Origin of the sequence: Plantactinospora sp. B24E8, assembly GCF_039871735.1 — a bacterium.
Lineage (GTDB): Bacteria > Actinomycetota > Actinomycetes > Mycobacteriales > Micromonosporaceae > Plantactinospora.
The window spans coordinates 90,532-115,450 of sequence record NZ_JBDPMH010000013.1 but is presented as its reverse complement, the minus strand read 5'-3'; the positions used below and the strand labels follow the sequence as shown (position 1 = coordinate 115,450).

22 protein-coding genes and 2 pseudogenes are annotated in these 24,919 nt (G+C 72.8%); 5 read left to right on the top strand and 19 right to left on the bottom strand.

Going from position 1 to position 24,919, the window contains the following annotated elements; translation table 11 throughout:
- Window positions 1–130 precede the first annotated feature (130 nt).
- Window positions 131–667, top strand: a complete 537-nt coding sequence (locus tag ABGB21_RS20275; RefSeq protein WP_347655032.1) for a TM2 domain-containing protein — start codon at window positions 131–133, stop codon at window positions 665–667.
- A 20-nt stretch (window positions 668–687) separates the two neighbouring features.
- Here the strand turns inward: ABGB21_RS20275 and ABGB21_RS20270 are convergent, their stop codons facing one another.
- From ABGB21_RS20270 to ABGB21_RS20250, 5 genes are all read right to left on the bottom strand, one after another.
- Window positions 688–1,080, bottom strand: a complete 393-nt coding sequence (locus tag ABGB21_RS20270) for a VOC family protein (protein ID WP_347655033.1) — start codon at window positions 1,078–1,080, stop codon at window positions 688–690.
- A gap of 250 nt (window positions 1,081–1,330) precedes the next feature.
- Window positions 1,331–2,176 carry an ATP phosphoribosyltransferase gene (hisG, locus tag ABGB21_RS20265; protein WP_347678978.1) on the bottom strand — a complete coding sequence of 282 codons (846 nt, stop codon included), beginning with the start codon at window positions 2,174–2,176 and terminating at the stop codon, window positions 1,331–1,333.
- Window positions 2,177–2,289: 113 nt separating this feature from the next.
- Window positions 2,290–2,553 carry a phosphoribosyl-ATP diphosphatase gene (locus ABGB21_RS20260; protein WP_101366712.1) on the bottom strand — a complete coding sequence of 88 codons (264 nt, stop codon included), beginning with the start codon at window positions 2,551–2,553 and terminating at the stop codon, window positions 2,290–2,292.
- 116 nt (window positions 2,554–2,669) lie between these two features.
- Complete coding sequence (locus ABGB21_RS20255) at window positions 2,670–3,947, bottom strand: GerMN domain-containing protein (RefSeq protein WP_347678976.1); 1,278 nt, start codon at window positions 3,945–3,947, stop codon at window positions 2,670–2,672.
- Window positions 3,944–4,531, bottom strand: a complete 588-nt coding sequence (locus ABGB21_RS20250) for a SigE family RNA polymerase sigma factor (RefSeq protein ID WP_347678974.1) — start codon at window positions 4,529–4,531, stop codon at window positions 3,944–3,946. The genes ABGB21_RS20255 and ABGB21_RS20250 overlap by 4 nt, the downstream gene beginning before the upstream one ends.
- Window positions 4,532–4,759: 228 nt before the next feature.
- Between ABGB21_RS20250 and ABGB21_RS20245 the strand changes: the two genes are divergently transcribed.
- From ABGB21_RS20245 to ABGB21_RS20235, 3 genes are read left to right on the top strand one after another with little or no spacing between them, the layout of a single operon-like run.
- Window positions 4,760–5,620, top strand: coding sequence for an ABC transporter substrate-binding protein (locus ABGB21_RS20245; protein WP_347678972.1), 861 nt, complete (start codon window positions 4,760–4,762; stop codon window positions 5,618–5,620).
- The gene (locus ABGB21_RS20240) at window positions 5,617–6,462 is read left to right on the top strand and encodes an amino acid ABC transporter permease (protein WP_347655039.1); all 846 of its coding nucleotides are present in this window, start codon (window positions 5,617–5,619) and stop codon (window positions 6,460–6,462) included. The genes ABGB21_RS20245 and ABGB21_RS20240 overlap by 4 nt, the downstream gene beginning before the upstream one ends.
- On the top strand, window positions 6,459–7,208 hold the full coding sequence (locus ABGB21_RS20235; RefSeq protein WP_347655040.1) for an amino acid ABC transporter ATP-binding protein: 750 nt from the start codon (window positions 6,459–6,461) through the stop codon (window positions 7,206–7,208). The genes ABGB21_RS20240 and ABGB21_RS20235 overlap by 4 nt, the downstream gene beginning before the upstream one ends.
- A gap of 15 nt (window positions 7,209–7,223) precedes the next feature.
- Here ABGB21_RS20235 and ABGB21_RS20230 read toward each other — a convergent pair whose 3' ends face one another.
- Window positions 7,224–7,700 carry a DUF1203 domain-containing protein gene (locus ABGB21_RS20230; protein WP_347678970.1) on the bottom strand — a complete coding sequence of 159 codons (477 nt, stop codon included), beginning with the start codon at window positions 7,698–7,700 and terminating at the stop codon, window positions 7,224–7,226.
- An 88-nt stretch (window positions 7,701–7,788) separates the two neighbouring features.
- Here ABGB21_RS20230 and ABGB21_RS20225 point away from each other — a divergent pair, with 88 nt between their 5' ends.
- Window positions 7,789–8,757, top strand: coding sequence for a hypothetical protein (locus ABGB21_RS20225; RefSeq protein WP_347655042.1), 969 nt, complete (start codon window positions 7,789–7,791; stop codon window positions 8,755–8,757).
- Between the two features lie 26 nt (window positions 8,758–8,783).
- On the opposite strand, the gene ribH is transcribed toward ABGB21_RS20225, so the two are convergent.
- The 13 genes and pseudogenes from ribH to metK form a co-directional block, all read right to left on the bottom strand.
- Window positions 8,784–9,263, bottom strand: a complete 480-nt coding sequence (gene ribH / locus ABGB21_RS20220; protein ID WP_347655043.1) for a 6,7-dimethyl-8-ribityllumazine synthase — start codon at window positions 9,261–9,263, stop codon at window positions 8,784–8,786.
- A gap of 182 nt (window positions 9,264–9,445) precedes the next feature.
- Window positions 9,446–10,645, bottom strand: a pseudogene (locus tag ABGB21_RS20215) (bifunctional 3,4-dihydroxy-2-butanone-4-phosphate synthase/GTP cyclohydrolase II); the annotation flags it as partial.
- Complete coding sequence (locus ABGB21_RS20210) at window positions 10,642–11,271, bottom strand: riboflavin synthase (protein ID WP_347655044.1); 630 nt, start codon at window positions 11,269–11,271, stop codon at window positions 10,642–10,644. The pseudogene ABGB21_RS20215 and the gene ABGB21_RS20210, both read right to left, overlap by 4 nt.
- A 4-nt stretch (window positions 11,272–11,275) precedes the next feature.
- Window positions 11,276–12,337 (bottom strand): bifunctional diaminohydroxyphosphoribosylaminopyrimidine deaminase/5-amino-6-(5-phosphoribosylamino)uracil reductase RibD, encoded by a 1,062-nt coding sequence (ribD, locus tag ABGB21_RS20205; RefSeq protein WP_347655045.1) that lies wholly within the window; start codon window positions 12,335–12,337, stop codon window positions 11,276–11,278.
- A gap of 468 nt (window positions 12,338–12,805) precedes the next feature.
- Entirely contained in the window at window positions 12,806–13,792 is a 987-nt protein-coding gene (locus ABGB21_RS20200) for a response regulator (protein WP_347678968.1), read from the bottom strand.
- 46 nt (window positions 13,793–13,838) lie between these two features.
- The gene (gene rpe, locus ABGB21_RS20195; RefSeq protein WP_347678966.1) at window positions 13,839–14,519 is read right to left on the bottom strand and encodes a ribulose-phosphate 3-epimerase; all 681 of its coding nucleotides are present in this window, start codon (window positions 14,517–14,519) and stop codon (window positions 13,839–13,841) included.
- Between the two features lie 117 nt (window positions 14,520–14,636).
- On the bottom strand, window positions 14,637–16,751 hold the full coding sequence (locus tag ABGB21_RS20190; RefSeq protein WP_347678964.1) for a xanthine dehydrogenase family protein molybdopterin-binding subunit: 2,115 nt from the start codon (window positions 16,749–16,751) through the stop codon (window positions 14,637–14,639).
- A 243-nt stretch (window positions 16,752–16,994) separates the two neighbouring features.
- On the bottom strand, window positions 16,995–18,551 hold the full coding sequence (locus ABGB21_RS20185) for a transcription antitermination factor NusB (protein WP_347655049.1): 1,557 nt from the start codon (window positions 18,549–18,551) through the stop codon (window positions 16,995–16,997).
- Window positions 18,552–18,568: 17 nt separating this feature from the next.
- On the bottom strand, window positions 18,569–19,495 hold the full coding sequence (fmt, locus tag ABGB21_RS20180; protein ID WP_347678962.1) for a methionyl-tRNA formyltransferase: 927 nt from the start codon (window positions 19,493–19,495) through the stop codon (window positions 18,569–18,571).
- Between the two features lie 97 nt (window positions 19,496–19,592).
- Window positions 19,593–20,120: pseudogene (gene def / locus ABGB21_RS20175) on the bottom strand (peptide deformylase); the annotation flags it as partial.
- Between the two features lie 194 nt (window positions 20,121–20,314).
- The gene (locus ABGB21_RS20170; RefSeq protein ID WP_347655051.1) at window positions 20,315–21,304 is read right to left on the bottom strand and encodes an AAA family ATPase; all 990 of its coding nucleotides are present in this window, start codon (window positions 21,302–21,304) and stop codon (window positions 20,315–20,317) included.
- A 276-nt stretch (window positions 21,305–21,580) separates the two neighbouring features.
- Entirely contained in the window at window positions 21,581–23,659 is a 2,079-nt protein-coding gene (locus ABGB21_RS20165) for a primosomal protein N' (protein WP_347678960.1), read from the bottom strand.
- Between the two features lie 59 nt (window positions 23,660–23,718).
- Entirely contained in the window at window positions 23,719–24,912 is a 1,194-nt protein-coding gene (metK, locus tag ABGB21_RS20160) for a methionine adenosyltransferase (protein WP_347655053.1), read from the bottom strand.
- Between the last annotated feature and the right edge of the window lie 7 nt (window positions 24,913–24,919).

The following is a 24,919-nucleotide window of genomic DNA, read 5'->3' as shown; positions in this document are numbered from 1 at the left end:
GTCCGCAGGAGCGGACCGCGGCGAGGGCAGCCACGGGTTCGGGGGGATGGCGACGACAGGCGGGAGCGGAGGGTCACAAGCGACCGAACAGCCGGTGACCTCGGCGCCACCCGAACGTGAAACTGTCCAGGTGACCAACCACGCCTCCCGCCCGGGATGGCAGCCGGAACACCGGGGCGACGAGCCGACGTACCGGGACGAGCCGTACCCCACGCTTCCGCTGCACCTGCCGGTGCCGCTGTCACCGGACCCCGGCCCCGATCCGACCCTGTCGTTTCCGGTCACCGCCGCGTACCCGCTCGCCGCGTATCCACCGTCGGATCCGCCGCTGCGCGGGGAACTCATGCCGGCGCCCGTGCCGCCGGTACCGATCGTCGTGGTCGTACCGCAGAAGTCCGCCGGCGCGGCGGTCGTCCTCGAGTTGGTCCTCGGATTCTTCGGCATCTTCGGCGTCGGCAACCTGTACGCCGGGCGAATCGCCACCGGGTTCCTGCTGATGATCTCGTTCTGGGTGCTCTTCTGGCTCAACGTGGTGCTGGTGTTCCTGGTCGTCGGCCTGGTGACCCTCCCCCTCACCTGGCTCACCTACCTGGTCATGGCACCGCTGCTCGCCGCCGGCGGCGTCAGTTCGCACAACGCCCGGGTCCTCGCCGGCCTCCGTCCCTGAGCGTCACCGCCACCGTGCGGTCAGGCCGGGCCGAGCAGGTCCCAACGGTTGCCGGCGATGTCCCGGAACACCGCCACCCGGCCGTACGCCTCGACCCGGGGCGCGGTAACGAACTCGACACCGGCGGCGACCATCCGGGCGTACGCGGCGGTGAAGTCGTCGACCCGGAGGAAAAACCCGACCCGGCCGGCCGCCTGTTCACCGACCGCGTCCTGCTGCCGCCGCCCGTCGGCGCGGGCCAGCAGGATCCCGGTCTGTCCGCCGGGCGGCCGGACCACCACCCACCGCTTGGGGCGGCCGTCGTTGGTGACCGACGGCGAGTCCTCGACCAGTTCGAATCCGAGGACGGTGGTGAAGAACTCGATCGCGGGGTCGTACTCCTCGACGATCACGGTCACCAGGTCGATCCGCATCTGACGCAGGTTACGCCGGTCGCGGAGTGGACGACACGGTGGGCCGGGACGGACCTCGGCGATAGGGATAGCCGAGGAGCCCCTCCGTCCCGGCCCTGTTGATCAGAGCGCTCCGGGGAGGCCCGGCGTTACACCTGACCGTCGGTCAGGCCTTGACCACGCACCGCACCAACCACCGGGACGGCCGCGATCGGCGATCCGCCGACGGTCCCGCCGGACCACAGCCGGCCACCCGGCCGGCGTCAGCCGGTCAGAGGCGGCAGGCGTGGATGTCGGTGACCAGGATCGCCCGGGCGCCGACCTCGTACAACTCGTCCATGATCCGGTGTACGTCGCGACGCAGGACCATCGCCTCGACCGCGACCCACCCCTCCCGGTGCAGCGGCGAGATCGTCGGGGACTCCATCCCCGGGGTCAACGCGCTCGCCTTCTCCAGCAGGTCGGCCCGGACGTCGTAGGCCAGCATGACGTACCGGCGGGCCACCAGCACGCCCTGCAACCGGCGGACGAGCTGGTCCACCCGGCTGTTGACCGGGGCACCGGCGCGGCGGATCAGCACCGCCGACGAGCGCAGGATCGGCTCACCGATGATCGCCAGGCCGGCCTGGCGCAGGGTGGCCCCGGTGGAGACCACGTCGGCGACCACGTCGGCGACGCCGAGGCGTACGGCGTTCTCCACCGCGCCGTCGAGCCGGATCACGTCGGCGTCGATCCCGTGCTCGGCGAGGTGCCGCTCCACCACCCCGGGGTAGGCGGTGGCGATCCGACGGCCGGCGATCTTGTCGACCGACGCCACCGTCTCCGGCCGGGCGGCGAACCAGAAGGTCGACCCGCCGAAGTCCAGGTCGAGCATCTCCTCGGCCGGGCTGGCCGAGTCGACCAGCAGGTCCCGGCCGGTGATCCCGAGGTCGAGGTCGCCGGAGCCGACGTAGGTGGCGATGTCCCGGGGACGCAGGTAGAAGAACTCGACGTCGTTGGCCTCGTCCCGGCAGACCAGGTCACGGTCGTCGCCGCGTTGGCGGTAGCCCGCCTCACGCAGCATCTGGGCGGCGGGCCCGGAGAGGGTCCCCTTGTTGGGTATGGCGATGCGCAGCATGTCTGGGTGCTCCTCGCGGTCAGCGGAATGGACTGCCGGTCGACTGGTTCGGACTACGGTCAGCGGAATCGGACTGACGCACGCGTTCCCGGCAACGGGAGGCGGCGGGGCACTCACAGATGTCGGTACACGTCCTTGAGCTCCAGACCGGTGGCGAGCATCAGCACCTGAGCCTGGTAGAGCAGTTGGGAGATCTCCTCGGCGGCCCGTTCCGGGCCCTCGTGCTCGGCGGCCATCCACGCTTCGGCCGCCTCCTCGACGACCTTCTTGCCGATCGCGTGCACACCGCGCTCCAGCGCGGCCACCGTCGCCGAGCCGGGGGTGCCGGCCGCGGCCTTGGCCTGCAGCTCGGCGAACAGCTCCTCGAACGTCTTCACGACATCGGATTCTCGCAGCCGGCCGGCCCGGCCCCGGCCGCCGGGTCCGGGTTCCGCCCACCAGGTGGACCGGCGGAGCGGGTCAGGCCCCGTCCACCGGTCCACCGCCGGCCGGCTCAGCGGACCGTCACCAGGTGGTCGTCGTGGTGCTGCTCGCTCCCGTCGGCCAGCGAGGTGGCGTACGCGGTCAGCGTGTAGCGCCCCGGCGGCAGGCTGATCCGCACCCGCTTCTCCCCCTGGGCCGGCCCGGCGACCGACAACGTGACGACCTGCTCGTGGACGGTCCGGCCGTCCTGCGAAACGCGCAGCTGGGCGGTCGCCTCCGGCAGGATGCCCGCCAGGTGCACCTCGAAGCTGCCCGCGACGGTGTCCCCGTGCTGCGGGGAGACCACCCACACCGGGGCGAGTACGTCGACCGCCGGCGCCCGGCGCAGCACCCCGGAGACGTCGACCCGGTTCCAGAGCCGGTCGACCGGGGCGCCGTCGAGTCGCAGCCGTACCCCGGTCACCCCGCGCACCGCGGTGACCGTCCAGACCAGTTGCTGTACGGCGAGCCGCGCCCCGCCCCCGTCGGTCGGGTGCCGGGACGCCCCGGCCAGGTCGACGGTGGCGACGCCGGAGCGGACCGTCACCGCGCGCAGGTCGGTTCCGACCGGCCAGCCCGTGCGGTAGTCCGGGTCGATGCCGGACGGACCGTCGAGCATGTTCCGCACCGCCGCGGTGACCCGGTCCCGGGCCGAACCGTCCCGCACCCAGAGCCGGTGGAACTCCCGGTAGAGCCGGGGCCGGTCGGCGGGGCCGCCCAGGTAGTAGACGGCGAGGTCGGCGCGGCGCTGGCCGGGTGTCGTACCGCTGCTCGGTGGCGCCGACGGCGTGACCGGTTCCACGGTGGCCGGATCCGACGGTGCCGGGGCCGGGTCGGCGGCGCCGGGCGGGCTCGGCGGCGGCTGCGGGGTGGCCGGGCCGGCGACCGGCGCGACGGTCCGCTCCGGCGGGAGCCCGACGGCGAGTCCGACCGCCAGCGCGGCCACGGTCACCACGGCGACCGTCAGCACCCCGGCGGCCAGCGGTGACCAGCGCCGCCCGGCGACCGGTGCCCGCAGCCGGTCCGGTACCGGCCACCAGCCGGCTCGGCCGCCGCGGCGGCCGGCGCGGATCCGACGCTGGATCTCCGGCAGCGCGGCCGGCCCCGGTTCGATCCGCTCGGCGTGTGCCGCGAGGATGCGCCGCAGCACCTCCTCGTCGGCGGGTCGCCAACCGTCGACCGCCGGCCGGTCGCCGGCCGCCAGCCCGTTGTCGGGCCACCGGTTGTCGGCCGGTACTGTCCGGAACCCGTCCACCGGCCGTCCCGCTCCGTCGGCGCCGTCGGTGCCACCACCTGCTCGGATGTTCATCGCTGCGCTCCCAGGCTCTGTTTCAGCGCGGCCAGGCCGCGGAAGGTGTGGCTTTTCACCGCGCCCCGGCTGACCCGCATCAACTCGGCGGTCTCCGCCTCGGAGAGCTCGACGTAGTAGCGCAGGACGACCGCCTCCCGTTGCCGGGGCGGCAGGGCCCGCAACGCGGTGATCACCTCGTCGTGCCGGAGCAGGTCGAGCGCGCCGCTCTCCGCGCTGGGCATGTCGGCCCCGGGCCGGTTCGTCGCGACGTACACGGCGGCGACCCGGCGGTGCCGCAGCGCCGACCGGCACCGGTTGACCACGCTGGTCCGTAGGTAGCCCAGCGCCCGGTCCGGATCCCGCAGCCGGGACCACCGGTCGTGCAGCGCCACGTAGCCGTCCTGCACGATCTCCTCGGCCGCGCCCTGGTCGCGCAGGAGCAGGGTGGCGAGACGTACCAGCGGCCGGTAGTGGGCGACGAAGAGCCGGGTGACGGCCTCGTCCGCCGTCCACCCCGACGGAGGTCCGGGATACGTCATGGTCCTCCCGCCGAGCGGGTCGGAGACCAGGTGGGTTGTCACGCAGAGGTGACGCACGAACACCCGTGGTGGTTTACCGCCCGCCGTGTCGTCTTCCGATCCGCGCTGTCCTTCCGACCGGTGTGCTGCCGCTGTCCTCCGGTGTACCGCCGTCGGGCAGCCGACACCACCACACGGGCCGATACCCGACTAAATCCGGCCTCGTCCGGCAGATCACCCAGGTCCGCGAATATCAGAGGTGAACCGATGAGGATCTATGGATGACCTCGACGTGTGCCTATGCTGTCGGCCATGGCTCGCCGATCTACGTCGCTCGCGTTCGCGACCGCCACCCTCCTGCTCGCGGCCCTCGCCGGCTGCGCGCCCGTGGTCGACCCCGCCCCGCCTCCCGGACAGAACAACGCCTGTACGAAGGAGAACCTGACAACCAAGACCCCCGGCAAACTCACCGTCGCCACCGACGAACCCGCGCACGCGCCCTGGTTCAGCGAGAACATGCCGTCCAACGGCAAGGGCTTCGAGTCCGCGGTCGCCTACGAGGTGGCGGAGCGGCTCGGCTTCGCCCGGATCGACGTGCAGTGGATCCGGGTCAAGTTCAACAACGCGATCGCCCCCGGGCCGAAGGACTTCGACTTCACCGTCAACCAGTTCTCCATCAGCGACGAACGCCAGCAGGCGGTCGACTTCTCCTCGCCGTACTACCTGGTCCGGCAGGCGGTGATCGCGGCCAAGGACTCGCCGATCGCCGGTGCGACCACCCTCGCCGGGCTGAAGGGCGCCAAGCTCGGCGCCCAGGTCGGCAGCACCAGCTACCAGGCGATCACGGACATCATCCAGCCGACCGCGAAGGCCCAGGTCTACGACAACAACGACGACGCGAAGAAGGCCCTGCAGAACGGTCAGATCGACGGTCTGGTGGTCGACCTGCCCACCGCCTTCTACATCACGTCCGCCCAACTCAAGGACGCGGTCATCGTCGGTCAACTGCCCCAGGTGGGGTTGCCGGAGACGTTCGGTCTGGTCCTGGACAAGGACTCGCCGCTGACCGGCTGCGTCAGCAACGCGGTCAACGCGCTCCGCGAGGCCGGCACCCTCGCCGAACTGGAGAAGACCTGGCTCGCCGACGTGGCGGGCGCCCGCGAACTCACGTGAGGTCGACCGACCACCCCCTGTCCCCGGTCGCACTGGAGCGGGCCGCCTACCGGAAACGGCAGACGGTCCGCTCCGTGCTGGTCGCCGCCGCCTCGACCGGCGTGCTCGGCACGCTGCTCGTGGTGACGGTGACCGGCGCCCCCGGCTGGGACCGGGTCCGGCAGTCCTTCCTCGACCTCCGGATCGCCCGGGCGGCGCTGCCGGAGATCGTCACCGGGCTGTGGCTCAACCTCCGGCTGCTGGTCTTCTGCGCCGTCGGCGCACTCGCCGTCGGACTGGTCGTGGCACTGCTGCGTACCCTTCGCGGCCCGGTCTTCTTCCCGCTACGGACGCTGGCCGCCGGCTACACCTACACGTTCCGTGGCCTGCCGCTGATCATCGTGCTCTACGTCTTCACCCTCGGGGTGCCCGGACTGCGGCTGCAGGGCATGCCGTCGGTGTTGGTGCTCGGCGCCGCCGCCCTGGTCCTCACCTACGGCGGCTACCTGGCCGAGGTCTTCCGGGCCGGCATCGAGTCGGTGCACCCGAGCCAGCTCGCCGCCGCCCGGTCACTGGGCCTGACCCACCGGCAGACCATGCGGTACGTCGTCCTGCCCCAGGCGGTCCGCCGGGTCACCCCGCCCATGCTCAACGACGTCGTGGCGCTGCAGAAGGACGTCGGCCTCGTCTCGCTGGCCGGGCCGATCGACGCGGTACGGGCAGCCCAGATCGCGACCGCCGAAACCTTCAACTACACGCCGTACATCGTCGCGGGGGTGCTCTTCGTGCTGCTCGCCGTACCGTTGATCGCCGTCACCGACTGGGTGACGCTGCGCGCCGCCCGTCGGCAGGCGGCCCGATGACACCGCCGGTGCTGAGCTGCCGCAACCTGCGCAAGGTCTACGCCGGCCAGGTGGTGCTCGACGGGCTCGACCTCGACGTCGACGAACACGAGGTGGTGGCGCTGATCGGCGCCTCGGGGTCCGGCAAGTCCACCCTGCTGCGCTGCGTCAACCTGCTGGAGGAACCCGACGACGGCACCGTGCACCTCGACGGCGAGCACATCACCGCGCCCGGCATCGACCCCGACCTGGTACGACGTCGGATCGGCATCGTCTTCCAGGCGTACAACCTGTTTCCGCACCTGCGGGTGCTGGACAACATCACCCTGGCTCCGGTGCGGGTGCACCGGCGGCCCCGCGCCGAGGCCGAGGCGCAGGCCCGGGAACTGCTCGCCCGGGTCGGCCTGGCGGAGCGGGCCGACAGCTACCCGGACCGGCTCTCCGGGGGCCAGCAGCAGCGGGTGGCGATCGTCCGGGCCCTGGTCAACTCGCCCCGGCTGCTGCTGCTCGACGAGGTGACCTCGGCACTCGACCCGGAACTGGTCGGCGAGGTGCTGACAATGATCCGGTCTCTGAAGGCGGAGGGCATGACGATGGTGCTGGCCACCCACGAGATGGGTTTCGCCCGGGAGGTCGCCGACCGGGTCTGCTTCCTCGACGGTGGCCGGGTCCTCGAGCAGGGGCCGCCGGAACAGGTGCTCGGTGAGCCGACGCAGCCGCGAACCCGGCGGTTCCTCCGCCGGATCATCGAGGCCGGCCGGCTCTGACCGGCAGGCCCGAAGCTATCCCGCCCGCTCGACGGTGAAGGTGTAACAGCCCCAGGCGACGTTGCGGCTGTGCAGTTGGACGATCGCCGGGTCGCTGAACAGGTCGGCGATCACCGTCTCCGGGTCGCCGCCGTCGTGCACCCGGGCGGTCCGGATCCAGCCCCGGTTGTCGTACGCGCGCAGGACCTGCTGGCGGCCGCGGAAGGCGGCGGGATAGCCGTCGCCGCCCGGGCCCGGACACGGCTCGGCGTGGGTGTACACCGCTCCGGTTTCCCGGTACGGGCTGGCCGGCATCGGTGGCCGGTAGCCGAACAACAGGATCGGCTCGTCCGGTTCGGCCAGCCGCAGGCAGCAGCGCAACTGTTCGCCGCCCTCGGCGGTCTGCCGCTCGACCGGGTGGCCGGAGGCGTCCCGCCCGCTGGTCCGTACCCGGTCCAGCTCGATTCCGGCGATGGCCCGCACCCTGAACGTGGTGGTGGTCGTGGTGGTCATGTTCCCGATCCTGCTCCGGCCGCCGACCGGATGCTGGCGGGAATCGGTCCTGGCGTCGGCTGTCCGCCCCGGCTGGTAGAACCGTCGCGTGATTCAGGTGACCGACCCGTTGGCTGGACTCGACGAGGTCGGGTGGGATTCGCTGTACCACGCGTACGGGCCGGCGGTCGACGTACCGGACCAGCTGCGGGGGCTGCGCTCGGCGGAGTCGGCGGTCCGGCACGCGGCGCTGTCGGAACTGTACGGCAACGTCTACCACCAGGGCACCCGGTGGGGAGCGAGTCGGTACGTGGTGCCGTTCCTGGTGGCCCTGGTCGACGACCCGGCCACCCCGGACCGGGCGGCGGTGGTCGGCCTGCTCCGTGCGGTGGTCCTCGGCGACCAGCGCGACGACGCGCTGCCGTTCGAGGCCCGCCGGGTCTTCGCCGCCGCCGAGGGGATCACCGACGAGCAGACGGCGCTTGTCGATCGGCATCTGCAGGCGGAGGACCTGTTCGACCACGAGGAGGTGGCGGAACTCGCCGACGGTGTGGCGGTGCGCTGGGCGGCCGACGCCTACGCCGCCGGGGCCCGGCACCTGGACCGGTACGTCGTCTGGCTCACCGACCCGGACGACCTGGTCGCCGCCCTCGCGGCCGAACTGGTCGCCTGGTTTCCGCCCACCGGCCCCGGGCTGGCCGCGCTCCTGGCCGTGCCCGGGACCCGCCGCGACGTGCGGGCCAGCGCGAACCTGACGCTGGCCCGCTGGCCGGCCGGCTCCATACCGGCCGGTCGGCCGCCCGCCGGATCGACGCCGGACACCCGACCCGACGGGTCACCACGGGTCGACTCCGTCCTCGAGGAACTGCTGACGGCCACCGAGCCGGTCGTCCGGGTCACGGCCGCGGTGGCGTTGGCCCTGCGCCTGGCCCGGCGGGACACCGACCGACTGCCCGACCTCGCGCTCGACGCGCTGACCGGAGCCCACGTCGACGACTACGACGCCGACGTACCCGGTTGGGACCGGCCGGTACGCGGCTTCGTCGCGATCGCCCTGCACACGCTCGGCCTCAACTGAGCCACCCCGGTCGACGCGACGGCCGGTCAGGGCCGGACGTTGATCTCCCGGATCGCCACGGCGGCCTCCAGGGCCGCGACGGTCGCGGCCCAACCCTTGTCCTCGGCGGAGCCGGGCAGCCCCGCCCGGTCCCGGGCCTGCTCCAGGTTGTTGACCGTGAGTACGCCGTGCGCGACCGGGGTCGAGGTGTCCAACGCGATCCGGGTGAGCCCCTCGGTCACCGACTGGCAGACGTAGTCGAAGTGCGCGGTCGCGCCCCTGATCACCACGCCGAGCGCCACCACCGCGTCACAACGCCGGGCCAGCGCCTGGGCCACCACCGGCAGCTCCACCGAGCCGGCGACCCGGGCCACCACCACGTCGTCCACGCCGCACGCCTTCGCCGCGGTGACCGCCCGGTCCAGCATGTGGTCGGTGAGTTCACCGTGCCAGCGGGACGCCACCACCCCGATCGTGAGCCCCGACGCGTCCACCGTCGAGGCGTCCGGCTCTCCGAAACCCGCCATCGTCACGCCAACCTTTCCGTAACCTCGGTCAGTCCCGCCAGCCGCGCCGGACCGGCGGCCTGCCCCGCCAACTCCTCCACCGGCCGGGTCGACTGCTCCCCGTGCCGGGTCCGTTCCGCCGGTCGTACCGCGTCGGCCAGCCCGTTGCGCCCCTCCACCCCGACCGGCCCGTCCAGCTCGTCCAGCAGATGCCCCATCCGGTCCCGCTTGGTCCGCAGGTAGCGGAGGTTCTCCGGGGTGGCCCGGACCGGCATCGGCTCCCGACCGGCCACGGTCAGCCCGTACCCCTCCAACCCGGCCCGCTTGGCCGGGTTGTTGGTCAGCAGCCGCATCGACCGGACCCCGAGGTCGTAGAGGATCTGCGCGCCGGTGCCGTAGTCGCGGGCGTCGGCGGGCAGCCCCAGGTCGAGGTTCGCGTCGACGGTGTCCCGGCCCTGGTCCTGCAACTGGTACGCCTGCAGCTTGTGCAGCAGGCCGATGCCGCGTCCCTCGTGTCCGCGCATGTAGAGGACCACGCCGCGCCCCTCGGCGGCGACCCGGGCCAGCGCGGCGTCGAGCTGCGGCCCGCAGTCGCAGCGCAGCGACCCGAAGACGTCACCGGTCAGGCACTCCGAGTGCACCCGGACGAGGATGTCCCGTCCGTCGCCGACCTCGCCGTAGACCATCGCGATGTGCTCGGCGGACTCGAACTCGGCGCGGTAACCGACGGCCCGGAACTCGCCGTACCGGGTTGGCAGCCGGGTCTCCACGACCCGCTCGACCTGCCGCTCGGTCCGGCGGCGGTACGCGATCAGGTCCGCGATGCTGATCAGCGTCAGCCCGTGCTCGGCGGAGAACTTCTCCAGGTCCGGCAGCCGCATCATGGTGCCGTCGTCGTTGACCAGTTCGCAGAGCACGCCGGCCGGCCGGAGCCCGGCGAGCTGGGCGAGGTCGAGGGCGGCCTCGGTGTGCCCGGCCCGGCGCAGCACCCCGCCCGGCTTGGCCCGCAGCGGTACGACGTGTCCCGGCCGGGTCAGGTCGGTCGGGTCGGTGGCCGGGTCGGCGAGCAGCCGGATGGTGTGCGCCCGGTCCGCTGCCGAGATGCCGGTGCTGACCCCCTCCCGGGCGTCCACCGCCACCGTGTACGCCGTACCGCGCCGGTCCTGGTTGGTGTGGTACATCGGCGGCAGTTCGAGCCGGTCCGCCTCCTCCTCGGTGATCGGCGCGCAGATGTAGCCGGAGGTGTGCCGGACCATGAAGGCCAGCAGTTCGGGCGTGGCCTTCTCGGCCGCGAAGATCAGGTCTCCCTCGTTCTCCCGGCTCTCGTCGTCGACGACCACCACCGGGCGGCCGGCCGCGATGTCGGCCAGGGCCTGTTCGATGCTGCCGAATCCCGTTGTCATGCCACGGCCTCCAGTCCGTCGGCCGGCAGTCGTCCACCGGTCGTCAGCAGTCGCTCCACGTACTTGGCGAGCACGTCCACCTCCAGGTTGACCGGCTCGCCGACCTGCTTGGCGCCGAGCGTGGTCGCCTTGAGGGTGGTCGGGATCAGCCCGACCGAGAACGTCTCCGCGTCCAGCGCGGCCACCGTCAACGAGATCCCGTCGACGGTGATCGAACCCTTCTCCACGACGTACCGGGCGAGACCGGCGGGCAGGGTGAAGGTCACCGTCTCCCACTGCTCGGCCGGTTCCCGCCGGACGATCGCGGCCACCCCGTCGACGTGTCCCTGCACCAGGTGTCCACCGAGCCGACTGCCCAGCGTGGCGGCCCGTTCCAGGTTGACCGGGTCGCCCGGACGCAGCGCCCCCAGCGCGGTACGCCGGAACGTCTCACCCATCACGTCGGCGGTGAAGACGTCGCCCTCGACGTCGACCACGGTCAGACAGACCCCGTTGACCGAGATCGAGTCGCCGTGCCGGGCGTCGGAGACGACCAGCGGACCACGGATGGCGACCAGGGCGGAGTCGCCGCCCGTGTCGGTCCGTCGTACCAGTTCGCCCAACTCCTCCACGATTCCGGTGAACATTCGCTCAGCCCTCCGTCTTCCGGGGAAACGCGGTGACCCGCAGATCGGGTCCAACCGGGGTGATGTCGGTGAACTCCAGGTCGATAACCTCGGAGATGGTCGTGGGGCCGGCGTCGGCCAGGGCGGCGGGGCCGGCGCCGAGCAGCTTCGGCGCCAGGTAGCCGACGACCTTGTCGACCAGGCCGGCGGCGAGGAACGCGCCGGCCAGGATCGGCCCGCCCTCCAGCAGGGCCGCGCGGACCCCGCGCTGGTAGAGGGCGGCGAGCAGGGCGGGCAGGTCGACCTTCCCGTCCGCGCCGGCGCCGACCTCGTCGGCGGTCGCCACCCAGGTGGGGGCGGCGGCGTCCCGGACCCGGGCGTCGGCCGGGGTACGTCCCTCGCTGTCCACCACGACCCGCAGCGGCTGGCGGATGGCGAGGCTGCCGTCGCGCAGGTTCCGGACGGTCAGCCGTGGGTCGTCGGCGAGAACCGTGCCGACCCCGACGATCACCGCGTCGACGGTGCCGCGCAGCGCGTGCACGTCGATCCGGGCCGCCTCGGACGTGATCCACATGCTGGTGCCGTCGGCCGCCGCGATCCGCCCGTCCAGGGTCGCCGCGTACTTCCAGATCAGGTAGGGGCGGTTCCGTCGTACCGCGGTCAGCCAGGCCAGGTTGCCGGCCTCCGCCTCGGCGGCCCGGACCCCGAGCTCGACCTCGACCCCGGCGGCCCGGAGCGTCTCGGCGCCGCCGGCGGCGACCGGGTTGGGGTCGGTGACCCCGACCACGACCCGGCGGACACCGGCCCGGATCAGTGCCTCGGTGCAGGGCCCCGTGCGACCGGTGTGGTTGCAGGGCTCCAGGGTGACCACCGCGGTGCCGCCCCGGGCCCGCTCACCGGCCTGGGCGAGCGCCACGATCTCGGCGTGCGGGCCACCGGCGTAGGCGTGGAAGCCCTCTCCCACGATCTCGCCACCCGAGTCGAGCAGCACGCACCCGACCAGCGGATTGGGACTTGTCGTACCCAGACCGCGGGCCGCCAGCACGATCGCCCGGCGCATCGCCTCGTCGGTGGAGACACTCCCCATGCCGATCCTTCTCCCTCTCCCTCGCGCGGTTTCCCGGTGCGCGCGGGCGGGGCGGGGAGGCTGCCGGCCGGTGGGCCGGGCGAACGGAGACGGGCAGGGGACGGCAGCAGCCGACCCCGGCGGACCACGATGGTCGGCGCGGCGAAGCCGCCCGACCGGGCCCGTCCGTCCCGCGCGCTGTCTCCCATCCGGACTGTCTGGGCGTGGGCGGATGCCCGCGCCCAACCGTCGGCCCCGGAGTCTCACCAGGTCCACCGGTCGGCCGTACGGCCGACCGGGTCGCGGGCTTACCGGGAGCTGTCGCCCCGGATCACCGCCGGTTCGGAATTTCACCGAGTCCCGCCAGCGCGTGGTGGGTACCGGTCGAGTGTTACACGAAACGGGGCGGCAAAGGTCAACGAGGCGACGGACTTCACAGCACAGTGACCCCGGTCACGTTCGCCCCGGGGCCGTCCAGGGCGGGACGACTCAGCTGAGTTCGCCACCACCGCGGGTCTTCGGGCCGCGCCGTCGGTCCATCGCGACGAAGGAGCCGGGCTGGCTCTTCGCCACCGTCTTCATCTCGGACGCGGCCGCGATCACCTCGAGCGGGTCGGTGAACCGACGCTCGGGCACCGAGAGCGAGACCCCGATGGAGAGGGTGACCAGGTGGGCCCGCTGGATGTTGCCCCGCCGGTCCTTGAGCTCGACGTAGCCGCGCTTGGCGTCCTCCGGGTCGTACAGTTCGTCGGCGGTCTTCTCGAAGTCGACGACGGCCCGTTCGGTGAGCGGCCGGACCTGCTCCGGGGCGCAGACGATGACAAAGTCGTCGCCGCCGATGTGTCCGAGGAAGGCCGGGGGCAGCCCCACCGAGACGACCGCCCGGTGCAGGCTGCGGGCCAGGGCGCTGATGAACTCGTCGCCCCGGACGAAGCCGTACCGGTCGTTGACGCTCTTGAACCGGTCGATGTCGATGTAACCGACCGCGTAGTCGACGCCGCTGCGTACCCGGTCGCCGATCTCCCGCCGGACCCGGGTGTTGCCGGGCAGCCCGGTCAACGGGGAAACCTCCCGGGCCTCCTTGTTGCGCCGCAGCGTGGAACTGACCCGGGCCACGAGTTCCGCGGTGTCGAAGGGCTTGACCACGTAGTCGTCCGCGCCGGCGGTGAGCCCGTGAACCTTGTCCACGGTCAGCCCCTTGGCAGTCAACATGATCACCGGCAGCGCGGAGGTCATCGGGTTGGCCCGCAGCCGCCGGGTCAGCTCCAGCCCGTCGATCCGGGGCATCCGCAGGTCGACGACGGCGAGGTCGGGACGGCGACGCTCGATCAACTCGAGTGCCTCCTGGCCGTCTCTGGCCTGCATCACCTCGAAACCGTGCAACTTTAGATTGAACGAGACGAACCGGACAATGTCCTCGTCGTCATCGACAACCAGGATCAGGTCGGGCCGCTCCTCGGTCTCGTCGACGCTCATGCCGGCACCCCGACACCGCACCAGCCGATTCGCTCGCTCCGCTCGCTCATGCCCGGGAGGCGGCGGTTTCGGCCAGCTGCCGGAGCCGGGTCACCGCCGCGGCGGGATCCGCGGCGCCGTAGACCGCGGTGCCGGCGACGAACGCGTCCGCGCCGGCCTCCGCCGCCTGCCCGATGGTGTCGGCCGCGATCCCGCCGTCGACCTCGATCCGCAGCTCCAGATGGCCGGCCGCGACGTGGCGGCGGGCGGTCCGGACCTTGTCGAGCAGTTCGGGGATGAACCGCTGCCCCCCGAAACCCGCCTTGATAGTCATGATCAGCAATGTATCGAAGCTGGGCAACAGGTCAAGGTACGGTTCGATCGGAGTGTCCCGGTCGATCGCCAGCCCCGCCTTGGCTCCGGCCGACCGCAGGTCCTTCGCGAGCGCCACCGGGTCGTCGCACGCCTCGGCGTGGAACGTGACGTTGTACGCCCCGGCGTCGGCGTAACTCGGCGCCCAGCGCCGCGGATCCTCGATCATGAGGTGCACGTCGAACGGCAGATCCGTCGCCGCCAGCAGGCTCTGCACCACCGGCAGCCCGATGGTCAGGTTCGGCACGAAGTGGTTGTCCATCACGTCGACGTGCAACCAGTCCGCGGCGGACTCCACCGCCCGGACCTCGTCGGCCAGCCGGGCGAAGTCGGCGGCGAGGATGCTGGGCGCGACGATCGGCGCTGCTACGGTCACCGCGCCAGTGTACGAACGTCGACTGCCCCGACGATCGCCGGATTCACCACCTGACCGAACGGAACCACCCGCTCACCGCACGCCGACCGCGGCTCGTGATGGCCCGCGAGGCCCCGCTCACCGCCCGCTCGGCACCGCCCCGTCGAGGAAGTGGTCCAGGCTCACCGGCAGGTCCCGGACACGTACGCCGGTGGCGTGGTGGGCGGCGTTCGCGATCGCCGCGGCGGTCCCGACGATGCCCAGCTCGCCAATGCCCTTCGAGCCCATCGGGTTGACGTACGGGTCGTCCTCGGGCAACAGGTGCACCTCGACCGAGCCGACGTCGGCGTTGGTGGCGATGTGGTATTCGGCGAGATCGTGGTTGACCACGTGCCCGAACCTCGGGTCGATCACCGCCTGCTCGTGCAACGCCATCGACAACCCCATGGTCATCCCGCCGAGCAGTTGTGAACGGCCGGTCTTCGGGTTGATGATCCGCCCGGCGGCGAAGACCCCGAGCAGCCGGGGCACCCGGATCTCGCCGGTCTCCTCGTGCACCCGCACCTCGGCGAACTGCGCACCGAAGGCGTACATCGACAGGCGCGCCATCTCCGGGTTCTCCGGCATCTCCACGGTGACCTCGAGCCCTGAGGCCGGCACCGTGCCGCCGTACTCGTCGGCGAGCCGACGGGTCAACTGGCGGGCCGCCTCGACCACGGTGGAGCCCCACGAGGTCATCCCGGACGACCCGCCGGCCGCCATCGCCGACGGCAGGTCGGTGTCGCCGATCCGCAGGTCGATCCGGTCGACCGGCACCGCCAACGCGTCGGCGGCGATCTGGGTCAGGCTGGTCCAGGTGCCGGTGCCGAGGTCGGCCGCGCCGATCAGTACCGCGTAGCGGCCGTCCGGCCCCAACCGGATGGTGGCCACCGAACCCGGCAGCCGGTAGACCGGGTACATCGAGGCGGCGACGCCGGTGCCGATCAGCCAGCCCGCCTCCCGCCGGCTGCGCGGCGCCGGGTCGCGCCCGGCCCAGCCGAACCGGCGGGCCCCCTCCTCCAGACAGGCGACCAGGTTGCGGCTGGAGAACGGCCGGTCCAGTTCCGGGTCGACCGCCGGCTCGTTGATGATCCGGAACTCGACCGGATCCCGCCCACAGGCGATCGCCATCTCGTCCATCGCCGACTCCAGGGCGTACATGCCGGGGGTCTTGCCCGGCGCCCGCATGATCGTCGGCGTCGAGACGTCGAGCCTGACCATCCGGTGCGTGGTACGCCGGTTCGACGCCGCGTACATCACCCGGGTCGGCGTCACGGTCTGCTCGGCGAACTCCTTGTTCCGGGCGGTGACCTGGACGGACTCGTGGGTCACCGCGACCAGCCGACCGCTGTCGTCGGCGCCGAGCCGGACCCGCTGGATCGACGGCGTCCGGTAACCGACCTGGGAGAACATCTGCTGCCGGGTCAGTGCCAGTTTCACCGGCCGGCCCGGAACCGCCATCGCGGCCAGCACCGCCAGACTGACGTCGGCGTGCGCGTGCAGCTTCGACCCGAACGCCCCGCCGACGTGCGGCGACATCACCCGGACCCGCTCCTCGGCGAGCCCGAACAGTTCGGCGACCGAGGTACGCAGCCGGTGCACCCCCTGACTGCCGACGTGCAGGGTGAGCCGGTCGTCGGCCCAGAGCGCGGTGGTGGAGTGCGGCTCGATCGGGTTGTGGTGGTAACGCGGGGTGGTGTAGACGGCCTCGTGCCGGACTGCCGCCCCGGCCAGCGCCGCCTCCGGATCGCCGCGTTCACTGTCGGTCGCGAAGCCGCCGTTGACCACCTCCGGGGCGTACCGCTGCGGATGGTCGAAGCGCAGTTCGACGTCGTGCGGCACCGGCAGGTATTCGAACCGGACGAGCGCGGCGGCGTGCCGGGCGACCTCCGAGGTCTCCGCGACGACCGCCCCGACGAGCTGGCCCCGGAACGTCACCTCGTCGGTCTGCAGGAGCGCGATCTCCGGGTCGTCCGAGGAGGCGACCCGGGTCGCGTTCCGGTACGTCAGCACCGCCAGCACGCCGGGCACCGCCTCCGCCTCGTCGGTCCGCACCCCGACGATCCGGCCGGCCGCGATGGTCGACTGCAGCGGGTACACGTAGGCAGGACTCTCCACCGGCTGTTCGAAGGCGTACCGGGCGGTGCCGGTGACCTTCGCCGGCCCGTCGAAGCGGTCCAACGGCGTACCGATGGCCCGCGCCTGCAGCGTCATCGTCGCCCTCCTCCGCCTCGACCGCCCGTCCCATCCCAGCTTTGCGCACGGAAGGGCCCCTTATGAACGTTTTCGGTAGAGGGCGCGCGCCTTCCTCACGTCTGCGCTCAGCCGCGCACCCGCACGCGCGCAGACACGCAGGCGCGCGCACGAACGGGCGGACGGGCGAACAGGCGTACGGACAGCCGTCCGGGCCGGTCGTCGAACCGGGAGTACGGCGACCCGGCTGCGACGGGGGACGGCTCAGTTGCGACGGAGTACGGCGAGGAACATCGCGTCGGTGCCGTGCCGGTGCGGCCACAACTGCACCGTCGGGCCGTCACCCAGACCCGGCATGCCGGCCGGCAGCAGCGGCCGGGCGTCGACGAAGTCGGCCGGTACCCCGGAACGTCGGGCCGCCTCGGTGACCGAGACGTGGGTCTCCACCACGTGCGGCGAGCAGGTCACGTAGCCGACCACCCCGCCGGGGCGTACCGCCCGCAGCGCGGCGCCGAGCAGTTCCCGCTGCAGCCGGGTCAGCGCCGGCAGGTCGGAGGGTTGGCGGCGCCAGCGGGACTCCGGCCGGCGGCGCAGCGCGCCGAGACCGGTGCACGGCGCGTCGACGAGGACCCGGTCGAACGCCTGCTCCGGCAGGTCGGAATCGCTGCCGACGGTCCGGCCGTCGGTGTGCAGCACGGTGACCGGCAGTCCCCGGGTCGCCTGCTCGACCAGCCGGGCCCGGTGCTCGGCGACCTCCACCGCGGTCAGCTTCGCGCCCCGCATCGCCGCCATCGCGCCGAGCAGCCCGGACTTGCCACCCGGGCCGGCGCACAGGTCGAGCCAACGCTCGTCCGGACCGTCCAGCTCGGCGGCGACCAGCGCGGCGGCGACAAGCTGGGACCCCTCGTCCTGGACGTGGGCCCGGCCGTCCTGCACCGCGGTCAGCTCGCCCGGCGCGCCACCGCCGGAGAGGTAGACCGCGTACGGGGAGAACGCCCCCGGGGCGCCGTCCACCTGCTCGGCCACCTTGACCGCGTCGGCCCGCCCGGGCCGGACGCAGAGGTGCACCGACGGGGGCTGGTTGTCCTCGATCAGCAGCCGGGTCGTCTCGCCGAGGTCGCCACCGAGTGCCTCGCTGAACGCCCGCACGATCCACTCGGGATGGCTGTAGGTGACCGCGAGGTGCCCGATCGGGTCGGTGTCGTAGGAGGGCGCCAATTCGGTCAGCCAGGTGTCGGCGTCCTTGCCGGCGACCTCCCGCAGCACCGCGTTGGCGAACCCGGCCGCGCCCGGGGCCAGCGAGCGCACCAGGTCGACGGTCGAGGAGACCGCCGCGTGCGCCGGGACCCTGGTGTACAGCAGTTGGTAGGCGCCGAGCCGCAGGGCGTCCCGGGGTTGCGGGTCGATCCGGGCGACGTCCCGGCCGGCCGCGGCCGACAGGATCGCGTCGAGGGTGCCCCGCAGCCGCAGGGTGCCGTACGTCAGCTCGGTGGCGAACGCCGCGTCCCGGCCGTGCAGCCGTCGGTCCCGCAGGATGCCGGGCAGGACGAGGTTCGCGTACGCGTCGTCCCGGTGCACCGCCTCGATCGCCTCGTACGCCGCGTGCCGGGGCAGGTCGACGGCGAGACGCCCGGGGCGGGGTGCCCGCCCGGCCCGGTCCCGACCGTCCCGACCGTCCCCGCGGCTCCGGTCCCGGCCGTCCCGGTCGGACCGGCCGCGGTCGACGCCGCGACTCCGGTCGGCGCCGCCCCGGGCCGCAGGGCCCCGATCCCGGTCGGACCGGCGCCGGTCGTCGCCCTGGTTACCGCCGACTGTCCGCATCCGTCCGCTGTCCTCGCTCACTCGAATCGCTCTCCGGCCGCCACCCGCAGCCCACGTGCCCAGTCCGGGGCCGGCATGGCTTTCTTGCCGGCAGCCCGGACCTCGCCCAGGACGACCGGGGTGGTCGCCGTCCCGACGAGTACCCGGGTACGTTCCACCAGCAGTTCGCCGGGTTTGAGTTCGGGTCCGTCGGCAACCGGCCGGGCTGGGCCGAGCTTGACCCGGGCATCCCGGAACAGGGTCCACGCCCCTGGTGCCGGCGTCGCCGCCCGGATCCGCCGGTCGACGGCGAAAGCCGGGTCGGTCCAGCGGACCTGACCGTCGGTGGCGGTGAGTTTGGGTGCCACCGACACGCCCTCGGCGGGCTGCGGCACCGCCTCGGCGGTGCCCCGCCCGATCGCGTCGAGGACGGCGACGAGCAGCCCCGCCCCGGCCGCGGCCAGCCGCTCCAGCAGGTCGCCGGAGGTGTCGGTGGGCCGGATCTCCTCGGTCAGGGTGCCGAAAACCGGGCCGGTGTCCAGCCCTTCCTCGAGCTGGAAGACGCTCGCCCCGGTGAGTTGGTCACCGTGCAGCACCGCATGCTGCACGGGTGCCGCCCCGCGCCACGCCGGAAGAAGTGAGAAGTGCAGGTTGACCCAACCGTGGGTGGGGATCGCCAGGGCGACCGGCGGCACCAGGGCCCCGTAGGCGACCACCGGGACGCAGTCCGGTGCGAGGTCACGCAGCCGGTCGAGGAACTCCGGCTCCCGGGGGCGGGCCGGGGTCAGTACCTCGATGCCGCGCTCGTCGGCCCAGGTGCCTACCGGGGAGCGGACCAGTCCCCGCCCCCGCCCCGCCGGCGCGTCGGGTCGGGTGACGACGGCCAGCAGCTCGTGCGACGAGGCGGCGATCGCGTCCAGTGCGGGTAGGGCGACCGCCGGCGTACCGGCGAAGATCAGACGCACTCCGTCGTCACCGACCCAGGCCGAACGGGTTCGCCGAGCGGTCGGAGCCGAGCCCGAACCGGCTGGCCAGCGACTGGCGCCGGCCGGGCGGGGCGTCGTGCGGGCTCACCTTGACCACCGGCGGCGCGGCCTCGTCGTACCAGTCGGCCTGCCGGATGGCCTTCATCGCCTCCTTGCGCGCCTCCGGGTCCAGCCGGTCCAGGAAGAGGACCCCGTCGAGGTGGTCGGTCTCGTGCTGCACACAGCGGGCCATCAGGCCGGTGCCGACGATCTGCAGCGGGTCGCCGTGCTCGTTGAAGCCCTTGGCGATCACGTTGAGCCGGCGTTTGGTGTCGAAGTACAGCCCGGGGATGGAGAGACAGCCTTCCTGGCCGTCCTGTTCCTCCTCGTCCGGGAAGTGCAGTACCGGGTTGACCAGGTGCCCGACCACGTCGTCGACGTCGAAGGTGAAGACCCGCAGGCCGACGCCGAGCTGCGGCGCGGCGAGCCCGGCGCCGTTCTGCTCGCGCATCGTGTCGGTCAGGTCGGCGACCAGCTTGCGCAGCTCAACGTCGAAGTCGACGACCGGTTCGGCCGGGGTGCGCAGCACCGGGTCGCCGAAGAGACGGATGGGCTGGACGGTCACGCGGGGTGGCTCCTTCACGGGTGGCGGAAAACGGCGGTGCCGTACCAGTCTACGGGCGGGACGGCGGTGACCAGGTCACCGCCCGACGCCAGGCGGCGACCGCCGGGACCGCGGCTCCGGGCCGCGCGACCCCGGCCTGGAGATCCGGGTACGACCGCCGGCGCGCCCGGTCACGCCGAGGGAGCGGCTCCGGGCTACGCCGAGGGGCAGCCGGGGTCGCCGGCCAGTACGGTGTCGGTACGGTCCAGGATGTGCTCGGGAAGCGGCAGCTGGGTGCCGTGGGCGGCGTCCCAGTCGTAGATCACGCTCAGCCCGACCTCGGCCCGGAAGTAGTCGATCGCGCTGAGTCCACCGACCACGGTCTCGTCGCACTCGGCGACCAGCCGACCGGGGACCAGTTTGAAGCCGTTGCGGAGCGCCGCGCTGAGCCGTCGGTGGCCGTCGACCACGAAGAACCGCTCGCCGGTGTACCCGATGCTCAGCGGCTCGAGGGCCTCCTCGCCGGCCTGCCCGACCTGGGTGACGAACTCGTCGGAGTCCCAGAGGCCGCGCAGCGACTGGATCTCCACGGTGGGGTAGATCCGGCTTGGGTCGAGCAGCAGCAGCGGGGGCGACTCGCGGAGGATCTCCTGGCCGAAGGTGCCGTCGTACGCGGCGATGACGTGCTCCACCACCTCGAGCGCGGACGCCTTGGTGGTGTCGCAGATCAGGTCGTAGTTGCGCAGCTTCGCCTTGTCGACGCCGTACCGGACGAGGAAGCGGTTCCGTTCGCTGTCGCTGCGCTCCTGGAGTTTGTCCCTCGCCTCCTCGATCGAGGAGTAGCTCTCGGCCGGGCCGGACGGCCGGGCGAGGACCCGGCGGGCCGCCTCGGTCGGCTCGGTGATCATGTGGATCTTGAGAGCGTGTTTGAAGAAGTGCCAGGCGAGCCGGCTGTCGACGATCAACTGTTCACCGGAGTCGGCGATGTCCTGCTGGAGTTGGTCGACGTAGCCGTCGACCGCCTGGTCGAGTTCCGCGTGCAGGTTGAGCTGCAGCGCGGTCATCTGCCGCTGTTGTGCCATTTCCCGGTAGAGATCACCGACACTCACCCGCCGCAGGCCCAGCCGCTTGGCGAGTTCGATCGAAACGGTGCTCTTGCCGCTACCAAGATCGCCATTCAGGACGATCGACTGCCGACCGGTCACGACCTACCCACTCCTGATCCCGGGCTCGTCAAGATCAATAGCTTGAGCGCCGAACCGGCGCGATCACTCACCGTTACGCAACCCCGCGCGCAGCATGAGGGGCGATGGTATCACCCGTATCCTGGCCATCCGGTCGGACACCAAGTCCGTCCCCCCTCGGATACCCCGGATCACCCACAGAGAAAACAACTCTCCGTGAGGGAGATCTCGCAACAGGTGAACCTGATTCGGACCCCGGGGGGTCGGCGACGACGCCGGCTCCGGGATGACAGCCGGTCAGAAGATGGCGTTCGGGTCGACCTGGACGCGTACCGGCTGGTTCGCCTTCCGGGCCGTACGCACCGCCGCCGCGGTGTGCAACGCGGCGGCGAGGGCGGCGGCGCGGGACCGGGGCACCCGGACCAGCATCCGTTCCTGCCCTTCGCCGGCCGGCACCGGACCGAGCAGTTCCGCCCCCTCGGGCAGCCGGGCCGCCTCGAGCAACTCCGCCACCGCCGGTGCCGTACCGGTCAGACTCGCCATCCGGGCCGCTGGCGGGAAGCCCAGCTCACGTCGTTCGGTCAGCTCGCGGGCGGCGAACCAGACCGGATCCCAGCGCAGCAGCGCCTGCACCGGCGCCAGCCCGCCGTCGGCGACCACCACCACCCGGCCACCGGCCGGACCGGGCCGGGCCAGCGCCGCCGCCGCCAGCCAACGCCGCAACGCCTCCTCCCCGGCCCGCAGGTCGGCCCGGGTGAGCAACGCCCAGGAGTCGAGCAGCAGGACGGCACCGAAGCCGCCCGCGGCGACCGGCTCGGCACCCGGGGTGGAGATCACCAGACCGGCGCCGCCGGGTACCGCGTCCAACACCTCCTCCCGGCCCGAGGTCCGCACCGGCACTCCGGGGAACGCCCGGCCGAGTTCCTCGGCGGTACGTCGGGCGCCCACCACCGCCGCCCGCAGCCGCCGACCTCCGCAGTGCGGACAGGCGTACCCGGCGGCGACCCGGGCGCACCACCGGCAGGCGGGGGGCGCACCCGCCGACCGCAGTCCGAGCGGACCGGCGCAGTGCGGACACCGGGCCGGCGCACGGCACTCGGCGCAGGCCACCGACGGCAGGTAACCGCGTCGGGGCACCTGGACCAGGACCGGGGTGTCGGCCTTCAACGCCGTCCGGGCCGCCTCCCAGGCGAGACTGGGCAGACGGGCGGATGCGGCGGCGGGGTCGCGGGCCAGCTGCGGATCGTCCCCGGTCGGCGTCACCCGGGGCGTACGGGACCGCAGGGTCGACCGGTCGGCGACGATCTCCCTCGCCCATCCGGTCTCCACCAGCAGTTGCCCCTCCACCGTCCGGGCGTGCCCGGCCACCAGGGCGGCGGCGTTGCCGAGCTGGGCACGGGTCAGCAGCACCTCCCGGGCGTGCGGGTACGGTGCCCTCGGCTCGGCGTGCAGATCGTCCCCGTCGTCCCAGATCGCCACCAGTCCGAGGTCCGCGACCGGGGCGAACATCGCCGCCCGGGTCCCGATGACCACCGGCACCCCGCCTCGGCAGGCGGCCAGGAAGGCCCGGTACCGCCGGGCCGGGCCGAGCGCCGCGGAGAGCGTGACGTGCCGGCCGGGACCGAGGTGTCGGGTCAGCGCGGCGTCGAGTCGTCCGAGGTCGCGCGCGTCGGCGACCACGGCGACCACGCCCCGCCCGCTGCCCACGGTGGCTGCGGCGGCCTCCGCGAACCGTTCCGCCCACGCCTCGCCGGGCAGGGCGTTCCACACCGCCCGTGGGGCCCGCCCGTCGGCGAGGGCGCGCAGGAACCCCGGGCCGGCCGGATAGTTCCGCCAGCCCGCCCCGTCGCCACCGGACTCCCCGACGCCCACCGGCCCACCCGGCTCCCCGACGCCGGCGGTCACGTCGGCAACCGCCCCGCCCACCGGCCCACCGGGCTCGCTGGCACCGGCATCGACCGCGGCAGCGCCGCCGGACACCGGCCCACCGTCGACCGCCGGCGCGTCAGGAACGTCGGCGACGTCCCCGGCGGCAGCGGCGGGACCGGGATCCGGCGCCTCGCGTTCCACCCGGGCGTGCCGCGGCGGCACCGCCAGTCGTAGGACGTCGGCGAGGTTGCCGGCGTACCGGTCGGCGACCGCCCGGGCCAACCGGGCGACCTCCGGGGTCAGTACCGGCTCCGGGGAGACCAGCCGCTCGAGATAGCTCAGCCGGCCGTCGTGCGCCGACACGTCGGCGCGCTCGATCAGCCAGCCGTCCACCAGCTGGCCGGCGAACCGGACCCGGACCCGGGTGCCGGGCCGGGCCTGCGCGGACAGTTCCTCCGGCACCAGGTAGTCGAAGAGCCGGTCGAGGTGGGCCAGCGGCACATCCACACAGACGCGAGCGACCGGCAGCCCGCTGGCGGGCTGCCGGTCGCTGCGCTTGCCGCTGGTCAGGCTCCCGCGGCCGACTTGAGGTCGGCGGCGCGGTCCGTGCTCTCCCAGGTCAGGTCGGGCAGCTCACGGCCGAAGTGGCCGTACGCCGCGGTCTGCCGGTAGATCGGGCGGAGTAGGTGCAGGTCCCGGATGATCGCGGCGGGGCGCAGGTCGAAGACCTCACGCACGGCGTGCTCGATCCGGTCGACCGGGACGTTCTCGGTGCCGAAGGTCTCGATGAAGAGGCTGACCGGGTGTGCCTTGCCGATCGCGTACGCGACCTGCACCTCGCAGCGCTCGGCGAGCCCGGCCGCGACCACGTTCTTCGCCACCCAGCGGGTCGCGTACGCCGCCGACCGGTCCACCTTCGACGGGTCCTTGCCGGAGAAGGCGCCGCCGCCGTGCCGGGCGTACCCGCCGTAGGTGTCGACAATGATCTTCCGACCGGTCAGCCCGGCGTCGCCCATCGGGCCGCCGATCTCGAACCGGCCGGTCGGGTTCACCAGCAGCCGGTAGCCCTCGACCTGCAGGCCCAGTTCCTCCAGCTCCGGCTCGATGACGTGCTCACGGATGTCCGGGGTGAGCAGCGACTCCAGCGAGATGTCGGCGGCGTGCTGGCTGGAGACCACCACCGTGTCCAGCCGGACCGGGCGCAGGCCGTCGTACTCGATGGTGACCTGGGTCTTGCCGTCCGGGCGCAGGTACGGGATCGTGCCGTCCTTGCGGGTGGCGGCCAGCCGGCGGGCCAGCCGGTGCGCCAGCGCGATCGGCAGCGGCATCAGCTCGGGCGTCTCCGAGCAGGCGAAGCCGAACATCATCCCCTGGTCACCGGCACCCTGCGCGTCCAGCGCACTCTCCGACGAGCCGGAGCGCAGCTCCAGGGCGCTGTCCACACCCTGGGCGATGTCCGGCGACTGGGAGCCGATCGAGACACTGACCCCGCAGGAGGCCCCGTCGAAACCCTTCTTCGACGAGTCGTAGCCGATGCCGAGGATCGTCTCCCGGACGATCGCCGGAATGTCGGCGTACGCCTTTGTGGTCACCTCGCCCGCGACGTGCACCTGGCCGGTGGTGATGAGCGTTTCGACCGCGACCCGGCTACGCGGGTCCTGGTCCAGCAGCGCGTCGAGGATTCCGTCGCTGATCTGGTCAGCGATCTTGTCCGGGTGGCCTTCCGTGACCGACTCGGATGTGAACAGGCGGCGTACCACGGTGCTC